Source organism: Cryobacterium sp. Y62 (assembly GCF_002929785.1).
GTDB lineage: Bacteria > Actinomycetota > Actinomycetes > Actinomycetales > Microbacteriaceae > Cryobacterium.
This window is the reverse complement of the sequence record NZ_PJJK01000067.1, coordinates 1-19,796: the sequence shown is the minus strand read 5'-3', so window position 1 is coordinate 19,796 and position 19,796 is coordinate 1. Positions and strand designations below refer to the sequence as shown.

Here is a 19,796-nt window from a genome sequence, read left to right as displayed (position 1 = left end):
GCCGATCGAGTTTGAAATAATGGACCAACCGGCCTCACTCGCGGCCTAAATGAAGTGTCAACTAAACCTTCAGCAGTCCCATCTAACCGAGATCTGGGGAAAGAAATACGGTGCGATCATCCGGTTATGGGAGTCGGCGTGGGAAGAGTTCACCCCTTTCCTGTCCTACGATCCCGAGATCCGCCAGGTGATCTGCTCCACGAATGCGATCGAGTCACTCAATGCCCGGTACCGGCGGGCGGTGCGTGCTCGAGGGCATTTCCCCACCGAGCAGGCCGCTCTAAAATGCTTGTATCTGGTCACGCGAAGTCTCGATCCCACCGGTGAGGGCCGAGCTCGTTGGACGATGCGTTGGAAGCCAGCTCTCAACGCCTTCGCCATCACCTTCCACGACCGCTGGCCGAACGCAGAATCCTACTAATGAAAAACACCGGAAACACCGTTAACGAGACACACCCTAGCCGAACGGTTGGAGGGTTGGAGGGTTGGAGGGTTGGATGGAGTCCGCGCGGAGGGGGCGATCTTGCAATCCTCAGGAAGTCGGGTGGGCGTCTATCCGGCTAGAAGTCGTCGAGCAGGTCAACTCGTGTCGAAAGGGCTCTGTGAAATTGCGCTATACCATGTTTAAGTCCAGGATTCATCGTCCAACGGTGACGGACTCCGACCTGCAATATGTTGGATCGCTGACCATTGGCGGTAGCGATCGATCGGCCGTCCGAGTCTTGACCATCGAGGATCAGTTCAGCCAATGCGTCGGGTTCTCCTTGTACGAGCGAACTGGGCGTCGACCAGTACCAATATATGACGGCGGCAGTTCACATAGCGGCGCGCGCTGTGTAAGTATGTACTCGCTCTATAGTTTGCTTCCTGAGGATGTAAGTGCGTTGTCAAATCTTAGAATGCCTGAGTGTGGTCTGACGGCCAGTATTGAGGAAGGGGGACGTCGTCAATGTTCTCAGTCTGGGTGACGGTGCAGGTGAAGCCGCAGAAGCGGGATGAGTTTCGGGATGCGATCGCGATCAACGCCCGCCGGTCTGTCTCAGAGGAGCCGGGTTGCCTGTATTTCGATGTTGTTGAATTTGAGGGCGCTGAGCACTGTTTCGGGTTCTATGAGATTTATCGGGATGCGGATGCCTTTTATAAGGAGCACCGCTCCGCACCGCACTATGCTGACTGGAAGCTTGCGGTTGAGGAGACTGTCGTCACCGGATCGCAGGTCATGACGGTGGGCGAACGAATCATTGCGACGGATGCCGACCATGGTGCGACGCCGAGCGTCGTCTCACTCGAGGATGGACTGTGACCTCCCTCTCACCAGCCGCGAAAGGCACCGCTATCCTGCATCCCGCCAGCCTGCCCTCCGTCGACCGGGGGAGTGGGGCCAGCACCGTGCAACTCGTGACGCAGGAGCTCGGGTCAACTGGTTTTCTCAATGGGATCACTACCTTTGCGCCCGGGGCCTCCATCGCGCACCACACACACAACTGTGCGGAAAGTGTGGTGATCATTGAGGGCGACGCGATCGTCGACATCGACGGCGTCGAAACACACCTCGTGCTGTTCGACACCACGTTTGTACCGGGCAACATTAGCCACCGATTTCGTAACGCATCCGACACCGCGGTGATGCGCATCCTGTGGACCTACGCCTCGGTCGATGCCACGCGCACCCTCATTGCTACCGGTGATACCGGTCGCGTTGACGGCGAGCAGGCCGGCTAATTACTGCCGAGGATCAGGTCTGATGCCCTCCAAGCCAGGGCCATGATCGGCGCGGCCGTATTGCCAGCAATCATTGTCGGGAACACGGATGCGTCCACAACTCGCAGACCGTCCACTCCGCGCACCCGCAGCCACGCGTCCACGACATCGTCGTTATTCGGGCCCATTCCGCAGGATCCGACGGCATGATGGACGGTGTTTCCGGTGTCCATCGAGTACTTCAGTACCTCCTCTGGTGACGAGACTCGCGCACCGGGGATCTCCTCGTGCAGAACCAGCTCGGAAAGCGGATGCTGCGAGAGAACCTCGCGCGCGCGGTCGAGAATCGTCGCCGTAACCCGACGATCATTCTCCGTCTCCAGAAAGTGGGCGTCGATGATCGGCACGTTGCCGGGCAGACCGCCGCTGATGTGCACAGAACTCTCGGTCGTGGGGCGCAGCTGGAACCCTGTGAACATGAGCCCGCCGTGTTTGGCAAGTTTGAGTGAATTAGCTGCGACGTCTCTCGATAACGGAGCGAACAGACCCTGGATATCCGGTCGGTCTACGTCCGGTGAAGACTTGAAAAACGAGACGAGGGCGTACCCGCCCGTGGCTATTGGGCCACGGTGAGTAACCAGGTATTTGGCGCCCGCCCAGGCCTGTTTCACCGGTGAATTGAGCAGCCGATTCTGGCCCTGGTTGATCGTGCCCATGTCGTTTCTGAGGGTTGCCTGCATTCCGACGGCCCGCTGTTCGATGACCCTTTCACCGACGTGCGGGCTTTCGACGCGGGTTTCGACGCCGGCCCGAGCCAAAATCTTGCCGTTGCCGATCCCTGAGCGCTCCAAGAGTAATGGGCTCTCGATGGTTCCGAGTGCGACGATGACCTCCTTTGTGGCGAAATAGTCGTGAGTGATAGCCGCGTTCCTGGTGCGCACGCCAATAACACGATTGCCTTCGAACAGCAGATAGCCAGCCTTTGTGCGGTCGATGTAGGTCAGGTTTGGCCGTTTGAGCACCGGGCGTAAAAACGCGCTCGAGGAGCTGACACGCCGACCGTTCTCGATGTTCGTGGGGGTGAATCCGATGCGTTCGTTGTCGCTCGCGTTGACATCGGCCGTGCGTTTCCAGCCCAGCCGCTCGGCAGAGAGGGCGATCGCTTCCGTGACCGTATCCAGGTCGTCGGCTATCGAAACGTGTAGCGGGCCGCCGGCGCCGCGCATGGGTGAGGCACCGAGCTGATGATCCTCCATCGTTTTGAATACGGGCAGGATGTCTCCTCAGGCCCAGCCGGGATTGCCCAGTTCCATGAGCGCGTTGTAATCGGCAGCTGACCCCCGGTTGTAAGTCATCCCGTTTATTGTGCTTGAGCCACCGGTGACCTTGCCCCGCGACCAGGTTTCGTTTTGGCCATTCGGTGCGATCATCTGGGTGGCGTAGTCATAGGTGTACCGCGGCCCAAACATTGTGTAGTAAAAACCTTTGGGGATGCGGTGCATCGGGTTGCGGTCCGATCCTCCATATTCCAAGAGCAGCACGCTGATCGACGGGTCTTCTGAGAGGCGGTTGGCGAGCACACAACCGGCTGATCCGGCTCCGGCGATGATGTAGTCGTAAGTCATGCGTTTCTTTCTGGGGGAAGCGCCCGCACTGGCAGGCCTTCCCCCTTCCATGAATCCGGTTAGTCGGCGGGAGTTGCCAGTGTTGTTTCGACCGCGGCATTGTCTGTCGGTGCCGAGTACCCCTCGGGGCGCCTGCGTGCATAGAGATAAGTCCCGATGCTCGTAATCGCGAGACAGGTTGCAAGGAATATCAGCCCGCCCTGGTTGTTTCCGGTGGCGTCGTTCAAGATGCCGACGACGAAGGGTGCCACGAAACCACCGAGGTTTCCGACCGAGTTGACCATCGCGAGGCTGGCGGCAACCGCCGCACCGGCAAGTGCCGCCGACGGCATCGCGAGGAACGGGGCGATGGCTGAGTAGAAGCCCATGGCGGCTAGGGTGAGGAAGATTACCGACAGAACGGCGTTGACCGGGAGGAGGAATCCCGCTCCGAGCAGGCCAACAGTGGCGAGCACCATGCTGACACTTGCGTGCCAGGCGCGCTTGCCCGTGCGGTCGGAGCGTCGGGCCCAGAAATACACGAAGAAGGCGGCGATCGTGTACGGGATGGCCACGATCAGGCCGACCTCCATGATGCTGAAGTTGCCCAGTGCCGCGATGATCGTGGGTATCCAGAGTGCGAGTCCGTAGATTCCGCAGGAGAAGCCGAAATACAGGGCGGAGTAAACCAGCGTGCGTGAGTCTCTGAGGCCGTGTAAGAAGTTGTGTTTGCCCGCTGCTTGTTTGCCGGCCTGCTCGTTGTCCATGGTGGTTGTGAGCCACTCGCGCTCCTCATTGCTGAGCCATGTGGCATCTGCTGGCCGGTTCGTCATCAGTTTCGGAGTGAAAATTCCGAGCAGCACGGCTGGTATGCCTTCGAGAATGAAGACCCACTGCCAACCGTGCAGTCCGAGCACGCCCTCCATGCCGAGGACGAGAGCCGAAAGCGGGGCACCCAGGGCGTTCGAGATGGGCAACGCCAGCATAAAAATTCCCAGTACCGCAACGCGCTGGGCTACAGGGAACCACAGTGTCAGGTAGAACAACACTGCGGGAAAGAATCCCGCCTCGGCCACACCGAGCAGGAAACGGATGACGTAGAACGTCGTCGCACCGTTTACAAGTGCCATCGCGGCAGCACAGATTCCCCACGAGATGAGGATGCGGGCAATCCACTTGCGCGCGCCAAAGCGGTACATCGCGGCATTGCTGGGAATCTCGAAGACCGCGTACCCGATGAAGAAGATGCCAGCACCGAGGCCAAAAGCGGTTGCACTGAGACCGATGTCCGCGCTCATAGTGAGTTTTGCAAAGCCCACATTGTTGCGGTCGAGGTAAGAGATGAAATAAAGCAACACGATGAGCGGCATAACCCGTCTTCGCACCTTGCGCAGTGTGCGGTCGCCCAATTCGCCGAGCGCTCTGGCGGGTGCGGTCACCGTGGTCATTGACGACCCTTTGCGCAGAAAAGGCTGACTTCTGGGCGTGCGTGCGGGTTGAACATCAAGACTCCTTTGACTTGTTGCGGGGTGAAACTCGGCTCCGTGAGCCTCTCCTCCTCGTAACTTATGTTATGTTATCTGCGAGGACCCGAGTTGTCCACATATCTGTGCTGTCCATAAATCTGCGATGAAGGAGAAAAGGACGATGAGTGACGGAAAGGTTTCGACGGAATTGGGGCATGCCTCCGTTATCAAACCGCGGGCGGGCCTGCCCGGGTTGTCGCTTCCCTCAGATATCAGGGAGGCACTTCGAGAGGTCGCCCTCGCTGATCTGAGTGACGCGGTGGGTCGTCTTTACACCCTTGACGTGGGCATCCGACCCCTGCATGTTTCGATGCCGCGTCTGATCGGCACGGCCGTAACGGTGAAGGCGTATCCGGGGGACAATTGGACCATTCACGGTGGTCTCAGCCGGTGTGCCGAGGGGGATGTTCTTGTCGTCGATTGGCGCGGATACGATCAGGGGGCCGGTACCGGAGTGAGCGCGATGATCGCGGCCCTGAGCCGGGGCTTGAGCGGGGTTGTTATCGACGGTGGCTGGCGAGATATTGATGACATCGCAGCGTTGGGTGTGCCCGTGCTCGGGCGATCCAATGCCGCCTACTCACCTGGCAAACGGACAGTTGGTGAGATCAATGTTCCGGTCGCATGCGGCGGTGTGGTGGTTGAGCCTGGCGACGTCATCGTGGGGGACTTCGACGGGGTTGTCTGTATTCCCCGGCGTGCGCTCGACGATGTGCTCGCCTCGGTGCGGCCCGCGGCACTCCGGAGCTGCCTGGCCGACTACAACGACGATCCGGCCGGGGATGCCGTGAAGGCAATTGCAGATCGATACTGGGAGATGTTTCATACCATAGGGGGCATTGATGAAGTCGGACGGTAGAAATCAGGTCTGCGTGGCAGCGAACTTGGGGTTCACTGAGGGCCCGGTGGTGAGCCCATCTGGGGAGATTCTCGTGACCTCGATTTCCGACGGCGGTGTCTATCGTGTCTCATCGACGGGAGCGGATGCTCACTTCACTAGCCTTGGTGGAGGAGCAAACGGAGCCGTGATCGACCGCTCTGGCACAATTTTTGTCGCGCAGAACGGTGGGCGGTGGGCGTCTGAGGGTCCGTCCTGGATGCCAGCGTCCGTGGGCGGAGTTCAGAAGATCACCCTCGATGGCACCGTGTCGTGGCTTACCCGGGACCCAATTGCGCCCAATGACCTGTGTTTTGGGCCTGACGGTTTTCTCTACGTCACCGATCCCACCCGTTCTCGGGAGATTTCCGACGGCCGCATCTGGCGGGTGGATCCGCAGACCGGGTCCGCGGAGATACTGCTGTCGACGCCGTGGTTTCCTAACGGAATCGCCTTTGATGCCGAAAATCATCTTTACCTAGCTTCGACCAATGACTCGCGCATCTACCGTGCGGATGTCGTTGGCCGTACCTTGAGCCAGCCGGAGCTTGCCATTCAAATGACATCGGGGTACCCGGACGGGATGGCCTTCGACGAATCCGGGAACCTGGTCATTGGCGCCATATCACTGACGGGAGATGCCGGCACGATACAAACGTGGACGAGTACGGGGAAGCCTATCGATGAGTATTCGCCCGGCACCGGGTCGTTCTATACGAACGTGGCGTTTACGCCATCCGGTTCTCTGGTTATCACGGCCTCTGACCTCGGCGAGGTATTGGTCGTGCACAACTGGGGTGCGTCCGGCATGCCGCTGCACCCGTTTCGTTAACAACCTGTTTCGTTACACCTTCAATGAAGAAGAAAGCAGACAGCATGGTAGTCACAACGAGCATCACCGCTCCGAAGGAAAGAACTCCGCACAGCGCGAAACGAATAGCGGCGGCAGGGGCCATCGGCACCGTCGTCGAGTGGTTCGATTATGGGCTCTATGGGATTGCTGCGGCACTATTCATTAGGCCCCTGTTCTTTTCGGATGCCGACCCGATCGTCGGGACACTGCTGGCGTTCGCCACCTTCGCTGTTGGTTTTCTCGCCCGGCCAATCGGCGGAATCGTTTTGAGTCACTTTGGTGACAAACACGGCAGAAAGCCCGTCATGATGTTCACCATCATCTTGATGGGCCTCTCGACAGTACTGATGGGCTTTTTACCGACCGATCAACAGATTGGTGTCTGGGCGCCCGTACTTCTGGTGCTGCTTCGACTCCTGCAGGGGTTTGGCGCTGGTGCGGAACTGGCCGGCGCGTTCACCTGGGTGACCGAGAGCGCGCAGCCGAAGAACCGGGCATTCTTGGCGTCATTCTCGAGCGCTGCAACGACATTCGGGATCTTTCTCGGTACTGTCTTCTTTGTCGTAGCCAACGCTCTCGTCGACGAGAAGACCATGCTCGACTGGGGCTGGCGTGTTCCGTTTATCGCCAGCAGTGTCATTGTTGTCATCGCCCTGTTGGTGCGGTCCAAGATCGAGGACTCCCCGGAATTCGAGAGGGCCAAGGCAGCGGCGGAAGCGACGCCACACGTGGTTTCGCAGCGCTTTCCGCTCGCCCAAATTTTCGTGAACCACAAAGTTGCCTTCTTGGCAGCCTTTCTCACCCCGACCGTTATTGGGGTGGGCGCCTATGTGATCAGTGTGTATTCACTCAGCTACATCACCAATGACCTCCAGGTGCCGGCCCAAGTCGGGCTTACGGGGGTGCTTCTCCTAGGCGCCGTCTCATCCGTGACCTGCGTACTGTTTGGCAAACTGGCCGACAAAATTGGATCGGCCAAAGTAATGATCATCGGGGCCAGCTTCAGCATTTTGTTTGCCGTTCCGTATTTTATGTTGCTCAACACCGGTGACCCTGTGCTCATCGTGGGGGCGATGGTTGTCGCGTACGCGATCGGCTGGGGTGCATGTGCAGGTGCGCAGGGCGAGTTCCTGGCGAGCCTATTTGACACAAAGCATCGCTTTTCGGGGGTTGCGACGACTCGGGAACTCAGCAGCGCCCTCATCGCTGGCCCGGCGCCGTTTGTCGCCGCTTTGCTTACTGCCCTCTCTGGAGGGGCGCCGTGGTTGGTAGCAGCGCTCGTGGCTGTTGCCAGCGCAATGACCATAATCGGCGCGCTGATAGGAGCTCGGGAGGTCGTCCGGCGACAGCGCAATGAAGCACCTGCAACGCAGTTCGCGCCCTGACCGGTTTGGCCGACCGGCATCCTGTGGCGGTCGGCTGCTCTCCGGAACTGGCGACAATTATTGGAATGAGGATGACCATGGGCTCGCAGGCCATGCCACAAGCACAGCGACGGGTGCCGCGCTGGAAAGACGTCAAACCCCTCCTGGGTTTTGAGCAGATCCAGCCGCTGCCTTGGCGGCGGCGCCTGTCGCGAGCGATCACGATCGAAGACCTGCGGATCGCGGCGATGAAGGCCGTTCCGCGATCGGTGTTCGACTATGTGGATGGTGGGGCGGAATCGGAGATCAGCGCGGGCCGGAACCGCGATGCGTTTGAAGGGGTGCGTTTTAGACCGACGGTGTTGCGAGACGTGTCATCCGTCCACCTGACGACGTCGATGTTGGGGGACGACTCTCGCCTGCCATTCGCGATTGCGCCGACCGGATTCACACGGATGACACATCATCTGGGTGAGTCCGCGGTGGCGTGGGCGGCGAATGACGCCGGAATTCCCTTCACGCTGGCCACGCTTGGAACGGTGTCGCCGGAGGAGATCCGCCGACTCACCGAGGGAAGTCCGCGCTGGTTTCAACTCTATTTGGAGAAGGATCGTGATTCCAGCCGAGCGCTGATCAAACGGGTCAGTGCCCTGGGATACACGGCGATGTTCGTCACGGTCGATACCGCCGTTGTGGGGGCGAAGCGTCGCGACATTCGCAGTGGACTCACCATTCCGCCCAAACTGACCACACGATCTTTTGTGAATATGTCGCTTCATCCGCGGTGGTGGTTCAATATGTTGTCCACACCTCCCCTTGGATTCGAGGCCCTGAAAAGCGGCGATAGTTCCCTGTTCGCCATGATGGATGAGATATTCGACCAAGCCGTCGACTTTGATGCCCTCGCGTGGATCCGCAGCGAGTGGTCTGGCAAGCTCGTTGTTAAAGGCATCCTCTCGGTTGATGATGCGCGCCGGGCTTTTGCGCTCGGCGCTGACGCTATCGTCGTCTCCAATCACGGTGGTCGCCAACTTGATAAGGCGCTCACGCCGTTCGAGGTTATTGCGGAATTTCGTCGTGAATTGGGTCCGGATGTCGAAATCATTCTCGACAGTGGCATCCGTACCGGTGCGGATATCGTTGCGTCCATCGCCATGGGAGCGAGCTCGTGCCTCATCGGGCGGGCGTATCTTTACGGCCTGATGGCGGGGGGTGCGGAGGGCGCGCGCAAGGCCATTGCGATTTTGGAGGCGGAAACCCGGCACACGCTGCAGTTGCTCGGGATCACCCATATCGGCGCGGTGGGGCCGGAGCACGTGGTTAGGAGCGCGGCATGAGGTGGCCGATTTCCGCTGCGTCGGAATCGCACGCGCGGTCGTTGTCCCTGCCCCGTTTCGCGATCGGCGCGACGGTAGCCGCGGGAACCCCAGGAGTCCGCTGATTAGTTCACGTATGCTCGATTGGTGGCGCTCGAAGCGCGATAATTCGGAGATGTAAATGGACAACGATTACACCGCTGCGCCCCCAGCAGACCAGCCGGCGCGTTACGGCCGCAAGACTGCCCAGGCGGTCGAAACCATCCGTCAGATGATCATGGATGGCGAGCTTGTTCCCGGTGAGCACCTGCGGCAAGATGATTTGGCGATTCGCCTGGGCATTTCCCGGGTACCCGTTCGGGAGGCTCTCAAGATGATCACCTCCGAGGGCATTCTCGAGCACAAGCCCAATGTTGGGCACTATGTTATGGAACGCTCGAGTGGAGACCTGCGGCAGATCACGTGGTTGAGGAACAATTGCGAACTCCAATTGGCTGAGGCGATCACCTGGCCAGATCAAACCCACCTGGACTCGATGGCCGCCCTCAACCGGAAAATGTTGGGCCGCAAATTCACTGCCGTCGATGACTGCAAGCCCGTGGTGAAAGTCGATACGCACTTTCACCAACAACTCTGGATTCTCTCGCGGGACAGAATTTTCGCGAGGGAGGTAGACAAAATGTGGGGGATGCTGGTTCCCTATCGGTCGATGATGGAGTATTCTCCAGACGTGGTGCAGCGTATGCACGACGAGCACGTGGCGATACTTGCCGCTCTGGCCTCACGCGATTCTGATCAACTCATTTCTGCGTTGAAGATGCATCAGTCGCACAATCAGTCGTACATTCTTGGGCTTGTTCCTAGTTGTCTGGGTACCTGAATCTTTCACGTTTGACGAGACCATCCGCCGCTGGTTCCAATCAGGTCGGTCAGCATGCCGACCCGAGTTCCGACCTGTCCTTAGTCTGCGCGTGGAAAACCGGGCTCGCCGCCCTGGCCCAAGAAACCGGGCTGAGCATCACGATTTCACACCTCCCGCTCGGGACCAGCACGTGGAACAAGATCAAACACAGTGTGGAACGGCAGTACCAACAACCTGGACTAACCGTACCGAGTCGGGCTACTCGCCAAACACCGTGACTGGAGAGATCGCATGACCCTCATCACCGTTCAAGACATCATGGAGACCGGCCGGCAGGCATCACTGACCAATACCGTGCTGGCCGCATGGGCTGAGAAGGGCACCCCGAAGCAACGCGAATACCTGCACGGCATGCTCACGGCCGAGCACGAATCCCGGCAGGCCTCCCGCCGCCAACGGCTGCTGCCGGTGGCCCGGCTGCCGGCAGTGAAATCGCTCACGGGGTTTGACTACTCCAACGTCAAGTTCCCCGAGGACTACGGCCGGGACGAGCTGACGTCGCTGGAATTCATCAACCGGGCCGAGGACCTCGTCCTCTACGGCGATGTCGGCACCGGCAAAACCCACCTCGCCAGCGCGCTGGTCGCCGCCGCCTGCCAGCAAGGAATTCCGGCACGCTTCTTCACCACCTCGTCGCTGGTCATGCAGCTGCGCCGCGCCCAAGACGAAGGCCGCCTCGATCGGGAGCTGGCCTCCATCGCGAAAAACCGGCTACTCGCAATCGACGAATTCGGATATTTGCCGATCGATACCGAAGGCGCCCGGCTCCTGTTCCAAGTCATCGCGGACGGTTATGAAAAAAGAAGCCTGATCATCACCACAAACCACGAATTTTCCCGCTGGGGAACCGTGTTCGGAGACGACAACATGCCCGCCGCAGTCATCGACCGCATCGTCCACCATGGCCGGCTCCTGCAATTCCGTGGCGAGTCCTACCGGGTCAAACACGCCCTCATGAAATAGCCGCCGGAGCACTAACCCGGGGACGAAACGACCCCGAAACCCAGCCATTCCGATCACCGTGCTCAACTGGCCGGAAACGACGACGCACTGGCCGGTTAACTAGCGCTCAAATGGCCGACTTGAAGTTGACAAAACACACTCAGTCACCACCGGGCCGTTACCGACCGACCGACACGCTCCTTGCCTTCCTCGAAGCCCTGTAATTATGCCGAAGCGCAGCAAGGGCCACCGTCCCAGAACCCCCGTTACCTTGTAGGTAGCCCTTGAAGCTTTGCTTCTGAAGGGTGTTGGCCTGTTAGGCCCGGCATGGTTATTGCCCCCAGTCATGAATGATCCGGGGGGTGTTGTCACCGGGCCTGACTGGCATTGGGTGATCGCTAATAGGGGCTCGACTGGAACTCGTTTCTTGGCCGAACGTAACGTGGATGCCGAGACGTGATGCCGTGGACAGACCAACCGATCTGCATGGCTGACGGGAAACTCATGATTGAGAATTACGACAGCGTTGACGTGTTCATAGGTGTTGACGTTGGGAAAAGCGAACATCACGCGGTCGCTCTGGACCGCTCCGGGAAACGACTTTACGACAAGGCGCTCCCCAATGACGAAGCAAAATTGCGGGCCGTGATCCAGAAGCTCAAGGTCCGCGGCACCGTGCTCCTGGTCGTCGACCAGCCCGAAACCGTCGGCGCTCTGCCCGTCGCTGTCGCGTATGACGAAGGCATCCTCGTCGGTTACCTTCCGGGCTTGGCGATGCGGCGGATCGCCGATCTGCACGCCAGCGAAGCGAAGACTGACGCCCGCGACGCCGCGATCATCGCCGAGGCCGCCCGGACCCTCCCGCAGGCTCTCCGGCCGCTGCGCGTCGAGGACGAGCAGATGGCGGAACTGTCGATACTGTGCGGATTCGACGATGACATCGTCGGTCAGATGACCGCGACCAGCAACCGGATCCGCGGGCTGCTGATGCAGGTCCACCCAGCTCTCGAGGGGGTTCTGGGCCCGCACCTCGACCACCCGGCCGTCCTTGACCTGCTGCAGAAATACCCGACGCCGACCGCGATGAAAGCCGCCGGCCTGAACCGGCTTGGCACGCGCCTGCTCAAGCTCGCGCCGCGGATCGGGCGCCGCCTGGCCGAGGAAATCTTCCAGGCCCTCTCCGAACAGACCGTCGTCGGCGGCACCCACGCGACGCGCGCCGTGCTGCCCCGCCTCGCCGAGCAACTGGCAACGCTCCGCCGCCAGCGCGCTGAGATCGCCCTCGAGGTTGAGGAGCTCGTCGACGCCAACCCGCTGGAACCTATCCTGACGAGCATGCCCGGGGTGGGCGTGAGGACCGCCGCCCGCCTCATCACAGAGGTCTCGGGCAAAGACTTCGCCACCGCCGGCCACCTCGCCTCCTACGCCGGACTCGCCCCGGTCACCCGGCGATCAGGATCATCGATCCGCGGCGAGCACCCCTCCAGACGAGGCAACAAAGCTCTGAAGCGAGCGCTCTTCTTCTCCGCTTTCGCGGCGCTCAGCGACCCGGTCTCCCGCACCTACTACGACCGCAAGATCGCCCAAGGGAAGCGCCACAACCAAGCCCTGATCGCCTTGGCCCGACGCCGATGCGACGTCCTCTACGCCATGCTCCGCGACGGCACAATCTATCAAGCCCAATCACCCCCTACCCCTTGACGAACTACATAGGGGCACCCCCGAGCACAGCGATCTCGCTCGCAAGCGCAACCCGTATCGGCATAATCCCGGAGTCGGCATAAGTCGATTGAGTCCGCGCCGGCGACCATCCCGCCGACCAGTGAAGCGACTTTCAGGCCCGCGTTGGAACCCTTGTCTGTGGGGACCGTCAGCCACTGATCGGCCAGCGACTGCAGGACGGCACGGGCGGCCAACTTCATGATCGGGACCAAGCCAGAAGACGACACAAGATTGGGGTCGTCGAATGATGCAGAAACAGCCCGGGTGGTGTGGGGAACTTGCATCTACGAGGTGCTCTTCTGGCCGGTAAATTTGAACTCTAGATAAGTCCTATTATACCTGATCAGATGGGCATTCTCAGTTTAACACGCCGTCAAAATCGCAGGTCGATCGGTGGATTCAGGCTTAGCGCCCGGTGGCCGACTGGTCGTTATTGGGCTGCAAGGCGGGAGCAAATCGGAGTTGGACTTGAGAATTCTTATGTCCCGGCGCGCACGTGTCATTGGCACCACCCTGCGCGCCCGGCCTGTGGAGGAAAAGGCGCAGATTGTTGCTCAGGTCAAGGAACACGTGTGGCGTCTAATAGAAGCAAACACGGTGCGGACGGCGGTGGAGGCCCGCTACCGGTTGGAGGACGCAGCGGAGGCGCACGAGCACTTCGACTCCGGACGCCATATCGGTAGGATCCTGCTCACGATGTGGCGGGTTGACCACGGGCGTCGTCGCACGCGGAAACTGGACCGCTGACCTACTAGTGGTCAAGTTTGCAAGTTTGTCGGGGGTTCGAGAGTGGGGTTTTCGTGAGTGGCGAGGCGTTCGAGGAGTTCGTCGAGGGATTTGCGACCGAAGCGCCAATTGAACGGGACTGACGTTCGGTTGTAGCGGTCTTGGAAGCTCAGGAGTCGTTCCTCGAGTGCGGCCAGATCCTGAAAGTCTGTGGCTTGACGACTTTGCATTGAACGATCGAGAAGAAGATTTCGACTTGGTTCAAGCACGACGCGTGGATGGGCAAATGGACGAGTCTAGTCCTCGGCCACGCGTCGTGCATGCGGTCGATGGAGCGGGCGCAGTTGTGGGAGGAGCCGTTGTCAACGACCCAGAACACCCTCTTCGCTGAGGCGTATGGTTCGGTGTGCATGACCTGCTCAACAAGGGCGTTAAACGGCTCGATCCCAGTCGTGGGCGCGCAACGACCCAGGATCCGGCCCCGGTGAACGTTGTATGCGGCGAAGTAGGCCAGCGTCCCACCGCGTCGATATTCAAACTCTTGACGTCGGATCCGGCCCGGCGCTGGCGGCAGGGTCGGGTGGCGGCGGGCCAGGGCTTGAAGCTGCGATTTCTCGTCAGCGCTGATCACGTACTCGTCCGGACCCAACGGGACTCCGTCCCAGATTCGGTCATACAGATCCAAAACCCGGCCCGCTTTGAACGCAAAAGCTGGGTCGCGGGGAAAGATCCACGACCGGCACTGCCACGGCTTGATCGCATCCGCGTGCAGCCAACGACGCACCGTGGACACCGACACGGAATCTACGACATTGCGGGTGATGGCTTCGGCCGCGAGCTCCCGATACGACCACCGGGCCAACGGCACGGCGACCTCGGCGGGCAGCGCGCACGTCAACACCTTCACCTCCGCCACGGCCATCGCCGTGAACCGGCGCGGTCGCCCGCTCCTCGTGAGATCTTTCAGCCCCTCGACACTGCCAGCGCTGAACCGGCGGCGCCATTTCCGCACCGTGTCCACACACACCGAGAAGTCTCGGGTGATGGCCGCGTTGGACCTACCCTCACCGGCGTTCAACACGATGCGGGCACGCAGACTGTCCCGCACTTCGCTGCGGACGCGGGTGGCACGTTGGGTCAGAACGCGACGGTCGATGTCGCTGAGCTCGATAGTAAATTCGCTGATCATACGCATGAAACAGTTCTGGACCGTGAAACCAAATTCGGTGTGGTGCCACGCCGCACGTTCAGTCACCATAGAGGCTATGGCTACCATTCCCCAGTCCACAAAAGACTCCGTGCAGCAGCGACTCGCCTGCCGCCAACGCGAGCGCTGGCCCGAACTCACCCGCGTCACGGTTCGGTGCCGCGGAGGTTTCGCCTACGTCACGGGGCACCGCCCAAACGGAGACGAGCTCCCGCTCTGCCGGCTCCGCTACGCCGGATCAGCGAGCCGGTGGGGCTTCGCGATCTACCGCGTCAGCCACGACGACTACGAAGATTCCTACCTCCCCGTCAGCACCCCCGAGGACGGACTCGACATCGCCTGCAACCTCTACCTCGCCAGCACCACAGACTGGACGTAAACCCCCGAAGAACTTCGAAACTCAACCACTAGCCGAGACGGTCGCACTGAATTTGTGCACAAGTTAGTTCGAAGGCTTGATGCCAGTCTCGTGTCCGCGACGGAAGACGTGCCCTGAGTTAGCGGAGATATCTCGGGATGAATGGCCGCTGAGACGGCGCAGCGGTCGTTTCTCGCACGGGCAGGTCAGCGCCATGCAGTTGGAGGTGCAATACTCATCAGATCACGCGGGAGATTAGCTCGCTGCCTAACCAGTGTTCGCGATCCGGGGCGTTGAGGCGATCTTGCGATAGGGGGACATCACGGCTATTCGTCGTCGTATTTTCGGCTCGTTGCTTAATCTGCTGATCGTCGCCGTTGGCGTTTCGCTTTTCGTGCCCGGGGCGAAAACCGTTGCAGGTGCGTTCATGATCGGTGGAGCAGTTGTGGGCATCACCATAGTTCCTGTGCCCCTGAGGTGGGTCGCTGGCACTCTCATAGGTGTAGGCGTCACTGCGTTTGTCATTGCGCTGACCCGCGGTTATTCCTACAGTGCAGGCGAAATATTGTCGGTGAACCAGACGCTCATCGGGATGATCGCTGCGGTTTCTTTCCTGCAACTCATCACCCCGCAGGAAAGCTCAACAGAACCGCGGCTCAGCGGACGGGCAGCTGTATGGCGGACCACGGGTGTTGTGCATCTGCTGGGATCCGTGATCAACATGACGGTAGTCAGTTCTGCGGGAGATCATCTTCGACGCAACGGGGTGCTGGCTACCTCTGACGCGCTGTTGATTTCGCGGGCGTTCTCAAGCGGCGCTTTCTGGTCCCCGTTCTGGGCGGCGTCGGCAGCCGCCCTGACCTACGCGCCCGAGGCCCGGATCCCCGTGGTGTTTGTATGTGGCGCGGCGCTCGCCTGCCTGGCAATTGCGTTCAGTTCTGAATCAACGGCCAGACTCTTGGGAAGTGAACTTCGCGGGTACCAGGGTTACGCTTTGACCCGGCAGGTGTTGCGGGTTCCTGTGGCAATGATGGTGCTGATTGTACTGATTCACTTCCTGGCACCAAACGCGCCTGTCGCGAAACTGGTCTTAGTGTGCTCTCTCGCGATTACTGCAGTGGTTCTTTACCTGCAAGATTTTCGTGGGGCAACTCGGAAGATTGCGAACCACGCAGTCCGCCATGTCCCGAAATATCAGGGGGAGCTGACGCTTTTTGCCTCCGCCGGGCTACTGGCGGTAGGGCTTAAAGCATTCCTGTCTGTGGCGTCAGTTTCACTTCCATTTAGCAATTTTGGGGTTCTCGAGGCATGGCTCATGCATCGTCATTATGGTGGCGCTGTCGCTGATGGGCGTGCATCCTGTCGTTTCGATGGCAGCTCTGGCGGCCTTGGCTGCACAAATGGACCCGGATCTAACGCTTTTTGTGCTCGCGGCGATAATCGGGTGGGGCTGCGCAGTCACCGTCGGCCCCCTTTCCGGCCTGTTGATTTCTCTCAATGGACGCTATGGGGTGAATAGCCTAGCCATAGTGCGCGGAAACTTGCCGTATGTTGCCTTCATCGTGACAGCTGCCTATCCTTGCCTGCTGCTCTGCAACGCACTCCTCCAAACGTGATTCCCCCAATCCAACGCGCTGAGCTGCCGCGGGCCTTTCGGACAGCGGAATTAGTGGATTCTTTTACGCTGCCAATGCTGGCTGTCGATAACCATAGTGGACTTCATTGGGCCTTCGGTAACCGAGCGCGGAGTGCCGACGTCGACTGTTGTAAAACCCTTCGATATAGCGGATGACATCGCTTCGAGCCTGTGATTTCGTGGCATACGCCGTGCGGTAGACACGCTCGTTCTTGAGCATCGAGAAAAACTCCGACATGAAGACCGCGATGTACTACCAGCACTACTTCGACAACCACCTCGCCGCGCGCACCGCCGTGATGGAATACATCGAATCTTGGTACAACCGGCGGCGCCCTCATTCGCATAACGGAGGGCTACAACCCGCGGCCGCGCTGCACGCCGCCCACTGCGACCGCCGCCAAAAGGCTGCGGCGTAGAAGAAAAACACATCAGATTGTCTCAAAAACTTGACGGGCGCAGACCATCCATCGGGGGTTTCGAGGTTTTGAACTCGGACAGGTGAATGGAGCAGTCGGAGGCGCCGGACATTTTGAGCGACGTTGCCCGCGGACGCATTGTTTGACGGAGTCTTGGCGCATCGCGATTTGAAGACGTGGATAGACCAACCGATCCGCCTAGCACAACGGGTTTCTCGAGTCTGGCTTTGGCATCCCTCACGGAACCGGAGTTCGGCGACCCAGAGGGCCCGTTTGATCCGGTTTTCGAAGAGATATCGACAATCCCATCCTGTTTTCGTGACAGCGGCCGCGGCGATACCGCTTCGATGCACGGGATACGCTCGTGATCGAATGTCGATCTTTTTCATGCACTGGAAGCACTGGAGTACACCGTCTGATGGATGCCTATTTCGCCCCGATTGCCCCCGGCCGCTACCGACCAACCGACTATGCTGGCGGCGCCTGGCAAGCCGATGAGATCCACTTCAGTCCCCTCGGCGGCTTAATCGTGCACGCCATCGACCGGCACAGGACCGCGACCGATAAAGGTAGCAATGACAAGAAGCTCGGGCGCATCAGCTTCGACATCCTCGGCTTCCTCGCAGCGGATGTCTGCGAAATCACGGTAGATACCATCCGCCCGGGCCGCACCATCGAATTGCTCGAGGCGACCGTGATCATCGCGGGTCGGGCGGCCGTGCTCGCCCGCGCCTGGTATATCGCGACCACCGACACCACGGCTGTTGCCGGCGGGGAATCGGTGCCGCTGCCGTCACCCGACACGGGTGTCCCTGGGTCGATGGCCGACACCTGGCCGGGCGGTTTCGTCGCGTCCTTGGAAATGAGCACCCTTGCACCCCCGCAGCCCGGCAAGGCGAGCGCATGGCTGCGCACGGATGTCGCGCTCGTCGCGGGGCAGCCGAGCAGCCCGCACGCCTCGTTCATCGCGCTGGTCGACACCGCCAACGGGGTCGCTGTTCGCGAGTCGCCCATGGACTGGATGTTCCCCAATCTCGATCTGACCATCCACCTATACCGGCAGCCGACCGGCAACTGGGTCGGACTCGATACCACCGTCACGTTCGGTGCGGCCGGCCTCGGCCTCACTAGCAGCGTGCTGCACGACGAGCTTGGGGCGATTGGCCGCGCCGAGCAGATCCTCACCGTGCGGCCAATGAGCTGATCGTGCACCGAATAGCTCCTGAACGCTTCGCGGGATACGGCGTCGACGAGGACCAAGTCAAGGTGATGAGAGCGCGGTTCGGTGCGTGGGCAAGCGAACTGCGTAGCAGCGACTGACCAAACCACCCACTGATGAGTTCGAATCCATCAGGCGATTGCGTGGAGTTCATCCGTCACGGGAAATGCCAATGTGTAATTCAGCTGCGAAGCATCGATCACGACAAAGCCATCGCCCAGGCCGCGCCGCTGGACGCCGAGGTCACGGTCACGGAACGTGGCGACTTCACCGTCAAGATCCGCGCAGATCCGGGACACTTCGGATTTGGAGATGCCTGTGTCGGCGCCGAGGGCCTTGACTTTCCGGGTCGAGACGCCGTGGAGGTAAGCCTCCATGACGACGGCGAACAAGGCCTGGTCAACGCGTCGGCGCCGTTCGAGGAAGGCGGGGACGAATGACCCTTGGCGCAGCTTGGGGATCTTCAGATTCAGGTCCCCGGCCATCGTCGTGAGGACGCGCGACCGGGTGCCGTTGCGCTGGTTGGTGCGGTCATCCGAGCGTTCAAATGTGTCGTCCATCAGTACCAAAACTTCGGTGGTGGGCGTCTTCCAGCGTACAACGGAGACGTTTGAGGATGGGTCGATCAGACTAGCCGATGTGCAGGTCGAGCCCGCTGTAATTTCGGATCCAACGGATTTCGCCTCCACAGAACCGCGTGCCGGTTCAACGAGCAGAGCATCCGATACAAGCATCACGAGTTGCACCGCGACGATCGGGTCGGGCTATGCAAACCGCGACAACTGCCTAGTGCGCGGCGGGTCCGGGCAGGTCGTTCACTGGTTCTATGCGAGTTATATCCTCGTTCGAGGCCAGGACAATGATCAGCTATGGAGCACCAACAACCCAGGTCAGACCTGCACCGGAGGGTACACTTGCACTCTCCCGGGCAGGTCCAATTTCGTTGGACAAGAAACATCCTGGACATCGGCGGGAGCAACCTACTCTGGAAGAGCCACCTCGAGCGTTGGGTCTCAAACGACTTATTTGAACATTTATGTTGGCGATGACTCAGCCTACGCGACTTGGGTTATGCCGTAATCAAGAGGAAGTGCGGATGTATTCAGATACGTTTTACGCCCCGTACGTTACCGATGCGATCATTTTTGACCCTCCCACGCTAATCGCAATGGTAGGGATGGTCTTACTATTTGTCGTACTCGTCGGTTTGCTCGTATTTCGATATCTTAAGCGGCGAGCTGGGGCTGAGGTTGGCCGACGCCACCGCTGACGAGTAGAGGTCACCCTGGCGCACGCTTGGGTGACCTTTTTTGTCTGAACGTTACTTTGAACCGTCCCGGGTTTCATACCGCCGTTTTGTTGGCGGCTTCGATATTTATCGGGCCGTTTGTTTCAGCGTAGTAG

General features: G+C 60.0%; 17 protein-coding genes and 7 pseudogenes. 17 read left to right on the top strand and 7 right to left on the bottom strand.

The genetic code is table 11. The features are described from left to right. Positions 1-67: 67 nt before the first annotated feature. From CXY71_RS01905 to CXY71_RS01890, 4 genes and pseudogenes are all read left to right on the top strand, one after another. Positions 68-421, top strand: a pseudogene (locus CXY71_RS01905) (transposase); the annotation flags it as partial. 76 nt (positions 422-497) lie between these two features. Further along, complete coding sequence (locus tag CXY71_RS22315) at positions 498-968, top strand: aspartate 1-decarboxylase (protein WP_368665847.1); 471 nt, start codon at positions 498-500, stop codon at positions 966-968. Then, entirely contained in the window at positions 950-1,303 is a 354-nt protein-coding gene (locus CXY71_RS01895) for a putative quinol monooxygenase (RefSeq protein WP_104134024.1), read from the top strand. Before CXY71_RS22315 ends, CXY71_RS01895 begins: the two co-directional genes overlap by 19 nt. Then, complete coding sequence (locus CXY71_RS01890) at positions 1,300-1,722, top strand: cupin domain-containing protein (protein WP_104134023.1); 423 nt, start codon at positions 1,300-1,302, stop codon at positions 1,720-1,722. The genes CXY71_RS01895 and CXY71_RS01890 overlap by 4 nt, the downstream gene beginning before the upstream one ends. Here the strand turns inward: CXY71_RS01890 and CXY71_RS21695 are convergent. The 3 genes and pseudogenes from CXY71_RS21695 to CXY71_RS01880 form a co-directional block, all read right to left on the bottom strand. Continuing rightward, entirely contained in the window at positions 1,719-2,180 is a 462-nt protein-coding gene (locus CXY71_RS21695; protein ID WP_233204337.1) for a GMC oxidoreductase, read from the bottom strand. The genes CXY71_RS01890 and CXY71_RS21695 overlap by 4 nt on opposite strands. 297 nt (positions 2,181-2,477) lie before the next feature. Further along, positions 2,478-3,326, bottom strand: a pseudogene (locus CXY71_RS21690) (GMC family oxidoreductase); the annotation flags it as partial. Between the two features lie 59 nt (positions 3,327-3,385). Further along, positions 3,386-4,753, bottom strand: a complete 1,368-nt coding sequence (locus CXY71_RS01880) for an MFS transporter (RefSeq protein WP_104134022.1) — start codon at positions 4,751-4,753, stop codon at positions 3,386-3,388. A gap of 199 nt (positions 4,754-4,952) precedes the next feature. On the opposite strand from CXY71_RS01880, the gene CXY71_RS01875 reads away from it, so the two are divergent. The 8 genes and pseudogenes from CXY71_RS01875 to CXY71_RS01840 all read left to right on the top strand — a co-directional run bounded on the left by CXY71_RS01875 (position 4,953) and on the right by CXY71_RS01840 (position 12,806). Continuing rightward, complete coding sequence (locus CXY71_RS01875; protein ID WP_158252945.1) at positions 4,953-5,690, top strand: RraA family protein; 738 nt, start codon at positions 4,953-4,955, stop codon at positions 5,688-5,690. Next, on the top strand, positions 5,674-6,540 hold the full coding sequence (locus CXY71_RS01870) for an SMP-30/gluconolactonase/LRE family protein (protein WP_104134020.1): 867 nt from the start codon (positions 5,674-5,676) through the stop codon (positions 6,538-6,540). The genes CXY71_RS01875 and CXY71_RS01870 overlap by 17 nt, the downstream gene beginning before the upstream one ends. A 44-nt stretch (positions 6,541-6,584) precedes the next feature. Continuing rightward, positions 6,585-7,946 (top strand): MFS transporter, encoded by a 1,362-nt coding sequence (locus tag CXY71_RS01865; RefSeq protein WP_158252943.1) that lies wholly within the window; start codon positions 6,585-6,587, stop codon positions 7,944-7,946. A gap of 77 nt (positions 7,947-8,023) precedes the next feature. After that, positions 8,024-9,262 (top strand): alpha-hydroxy acid oxidase, encoded by a 1,239-nt coding sequence (locus CXY71_RS01860; protein ID WP_233204335.1) that lies wholly within the window; start codon positions 8,024-8,026, stop codon positions 9,260-9,262. Positions 9,263-9,422: 160 nt separating this feature from the next. Next, positions 9,423-10,121, top strand: coding sequence for a GntR family transcriptional regulator (locus CXY71_RS01855; RefSeq protein WP_104134018.1), 699 nt, complete (start codon positions 9,423-9,425; stop codon positions 10,119-10,121). After that, positions 10,106-10,312: pseudogene (locus CXY71_RS22310) on the top strand (hypothetical protein); the annotation flags it as partial. The gene CXY71_RS01855 and the pseudogene CXY71_RS22310, both read left to right, overlap by 16 nt. A gap of 82 nt (positions 10,313-10,394) precedes the next feature. Then, positions 10,395-11,126, top strand: a complete 732-nt coding sequence (gene istB, locus CXY71_RS01845; protein WP_199184158.1) for an IS21-like element helper ATPase IstB — start codon at positions 10,395-10,397, stop codon at positions 11,124-11,126. Positions 11,127-11,609: 483 nt separating this feature from the next. Further along, positions 11,610-12,806 carry an IS110 family transposase gene (locus tag CXY71_RS01840; protein WP_104134025.1) on the top strand — a complete coding sequence of 399 codons (1,197 nt, stop codon included), beginning with the start codon at positions 11,610-11,612 and terminating at the stop codon, positions 12,804-12,806. Positions 12,807-12,889: 83 nt separating this feature from the next. On the opposite strand, the pseudogene CXY71_RS21685 reads toward CXY71_RS01840, so the two are convergent. Continuing rightward, positions 12,890-13,111, bottom strand: a pseudogene (locus CXY71_RS21685) (IS1380 family transposase); the annotation flags it as partial. Between the two features lie 109 nt (positions 13,112-13,220). Between CXY71_RS21685 and CXY71_RS01830 the strand changes: the two are divergent. After that, the gene (locus tag CXY71_RS01830; RefSeq protein ID WP_233204334.1) at positions 13,221-13,574 is read left to right on the top strand and encodes a zinc-binding dehydrogenase; all 354 of its coding nucleotides are present in this window, start codon (positions 13,221-13,223) and stop codon (positions 13,572-13,574) included. A 148-nt stretch (positions 13,575-13,722) separates the two neighbouring features. On the opposite strand, the gene CXY71_RS01825 is transcribed toward CXY71_RS01830, so the two are convergent. Further along, a complete protein-coding gene (locus CXY71_RS01825; RefSeq protein ID WP_233204333.1) occupies positions 13,723-14,748 on the bottom strand; it encodes an IS630 family transposase in 1,026 nt (341 codons plus the stop codon). Between the two features lie 70 nt (positions 14,749-14,818). On the opposite strand from CXY71_RS01825, the gene CXY71_RS01820 reads away from it, so the two are divergent. Next, positions 14,819-15,139 carry a hypothetical protein gene (locus CXY71_RS01820; RefSeq protein WP_104134016.1) on the top strand — a complete coding sequence of 107 codons (321 nt, stop codon included), beginning with the start codon at positions 14,819-14,821 and terminating at the stop codon, positions 15,137-15,139. A gap of 331 nt (positions 15,140-15,470) precedes the next feature. After that, a complete protein-coding gene (locus tag CXY71_RS20510) occupies positions 15,471-16,637 on the top strand; it encodes a hypothetical protein (protein ID WP_146072714.1) in 1,167 nt (388 codons plus the stop codon). A gap of 160 nt (positions 16,638-16,797) precedes the next feature. Here CXY71_RS20510 and CXY71_RS01810 read toward each other — a convergent pair. After that, positions 16,798-16,983: pseudogene (locus CXY71_RS01810) on the bottom strand (IS3 family transposase); the annotation flags it as partial. Between the two features lies 1 nt (position 16,984). Here CXY71_RS01810 and CXY71_RS01805 point away from each other — a divergent pair. Both CXY71_RS01805 and CXY71_RS01800 read left to right on the top strand, forming a co-directional pair. Continuing rightward, positions 16,985-17,173 (top strand): annotated as a pseudogene (locus CXY71_RS01805) (IS3 family transposase); the annotation flags it as partial. 418 nt (positions 17,174-17,591) lie between these two features. Then, on the top strand, positions 17,592-18,377 hold the full coding sequence (locus tag CXY71_RS01800) for a thioesterase family protein (RefSeq protein WP_104134013.1): 786 nt from the start codon (positions 17,592-17,594) through the stop codon (positions 18,375-18,377). A gap of 254 nt (positions 18,378-18,631) precedes the next feature. Here CXY71_RS01800 and CXY71_RS01795 read toward each other — a convergent pair. Beyond that, positions 18,632-18,940 (bottom strand): annotated as a pseudogene (locus CXY71_RS01795) (transposase); the annotation flags it as partial. Positions 18,941-19,796 lie beyond the last annotated feature (856 nt).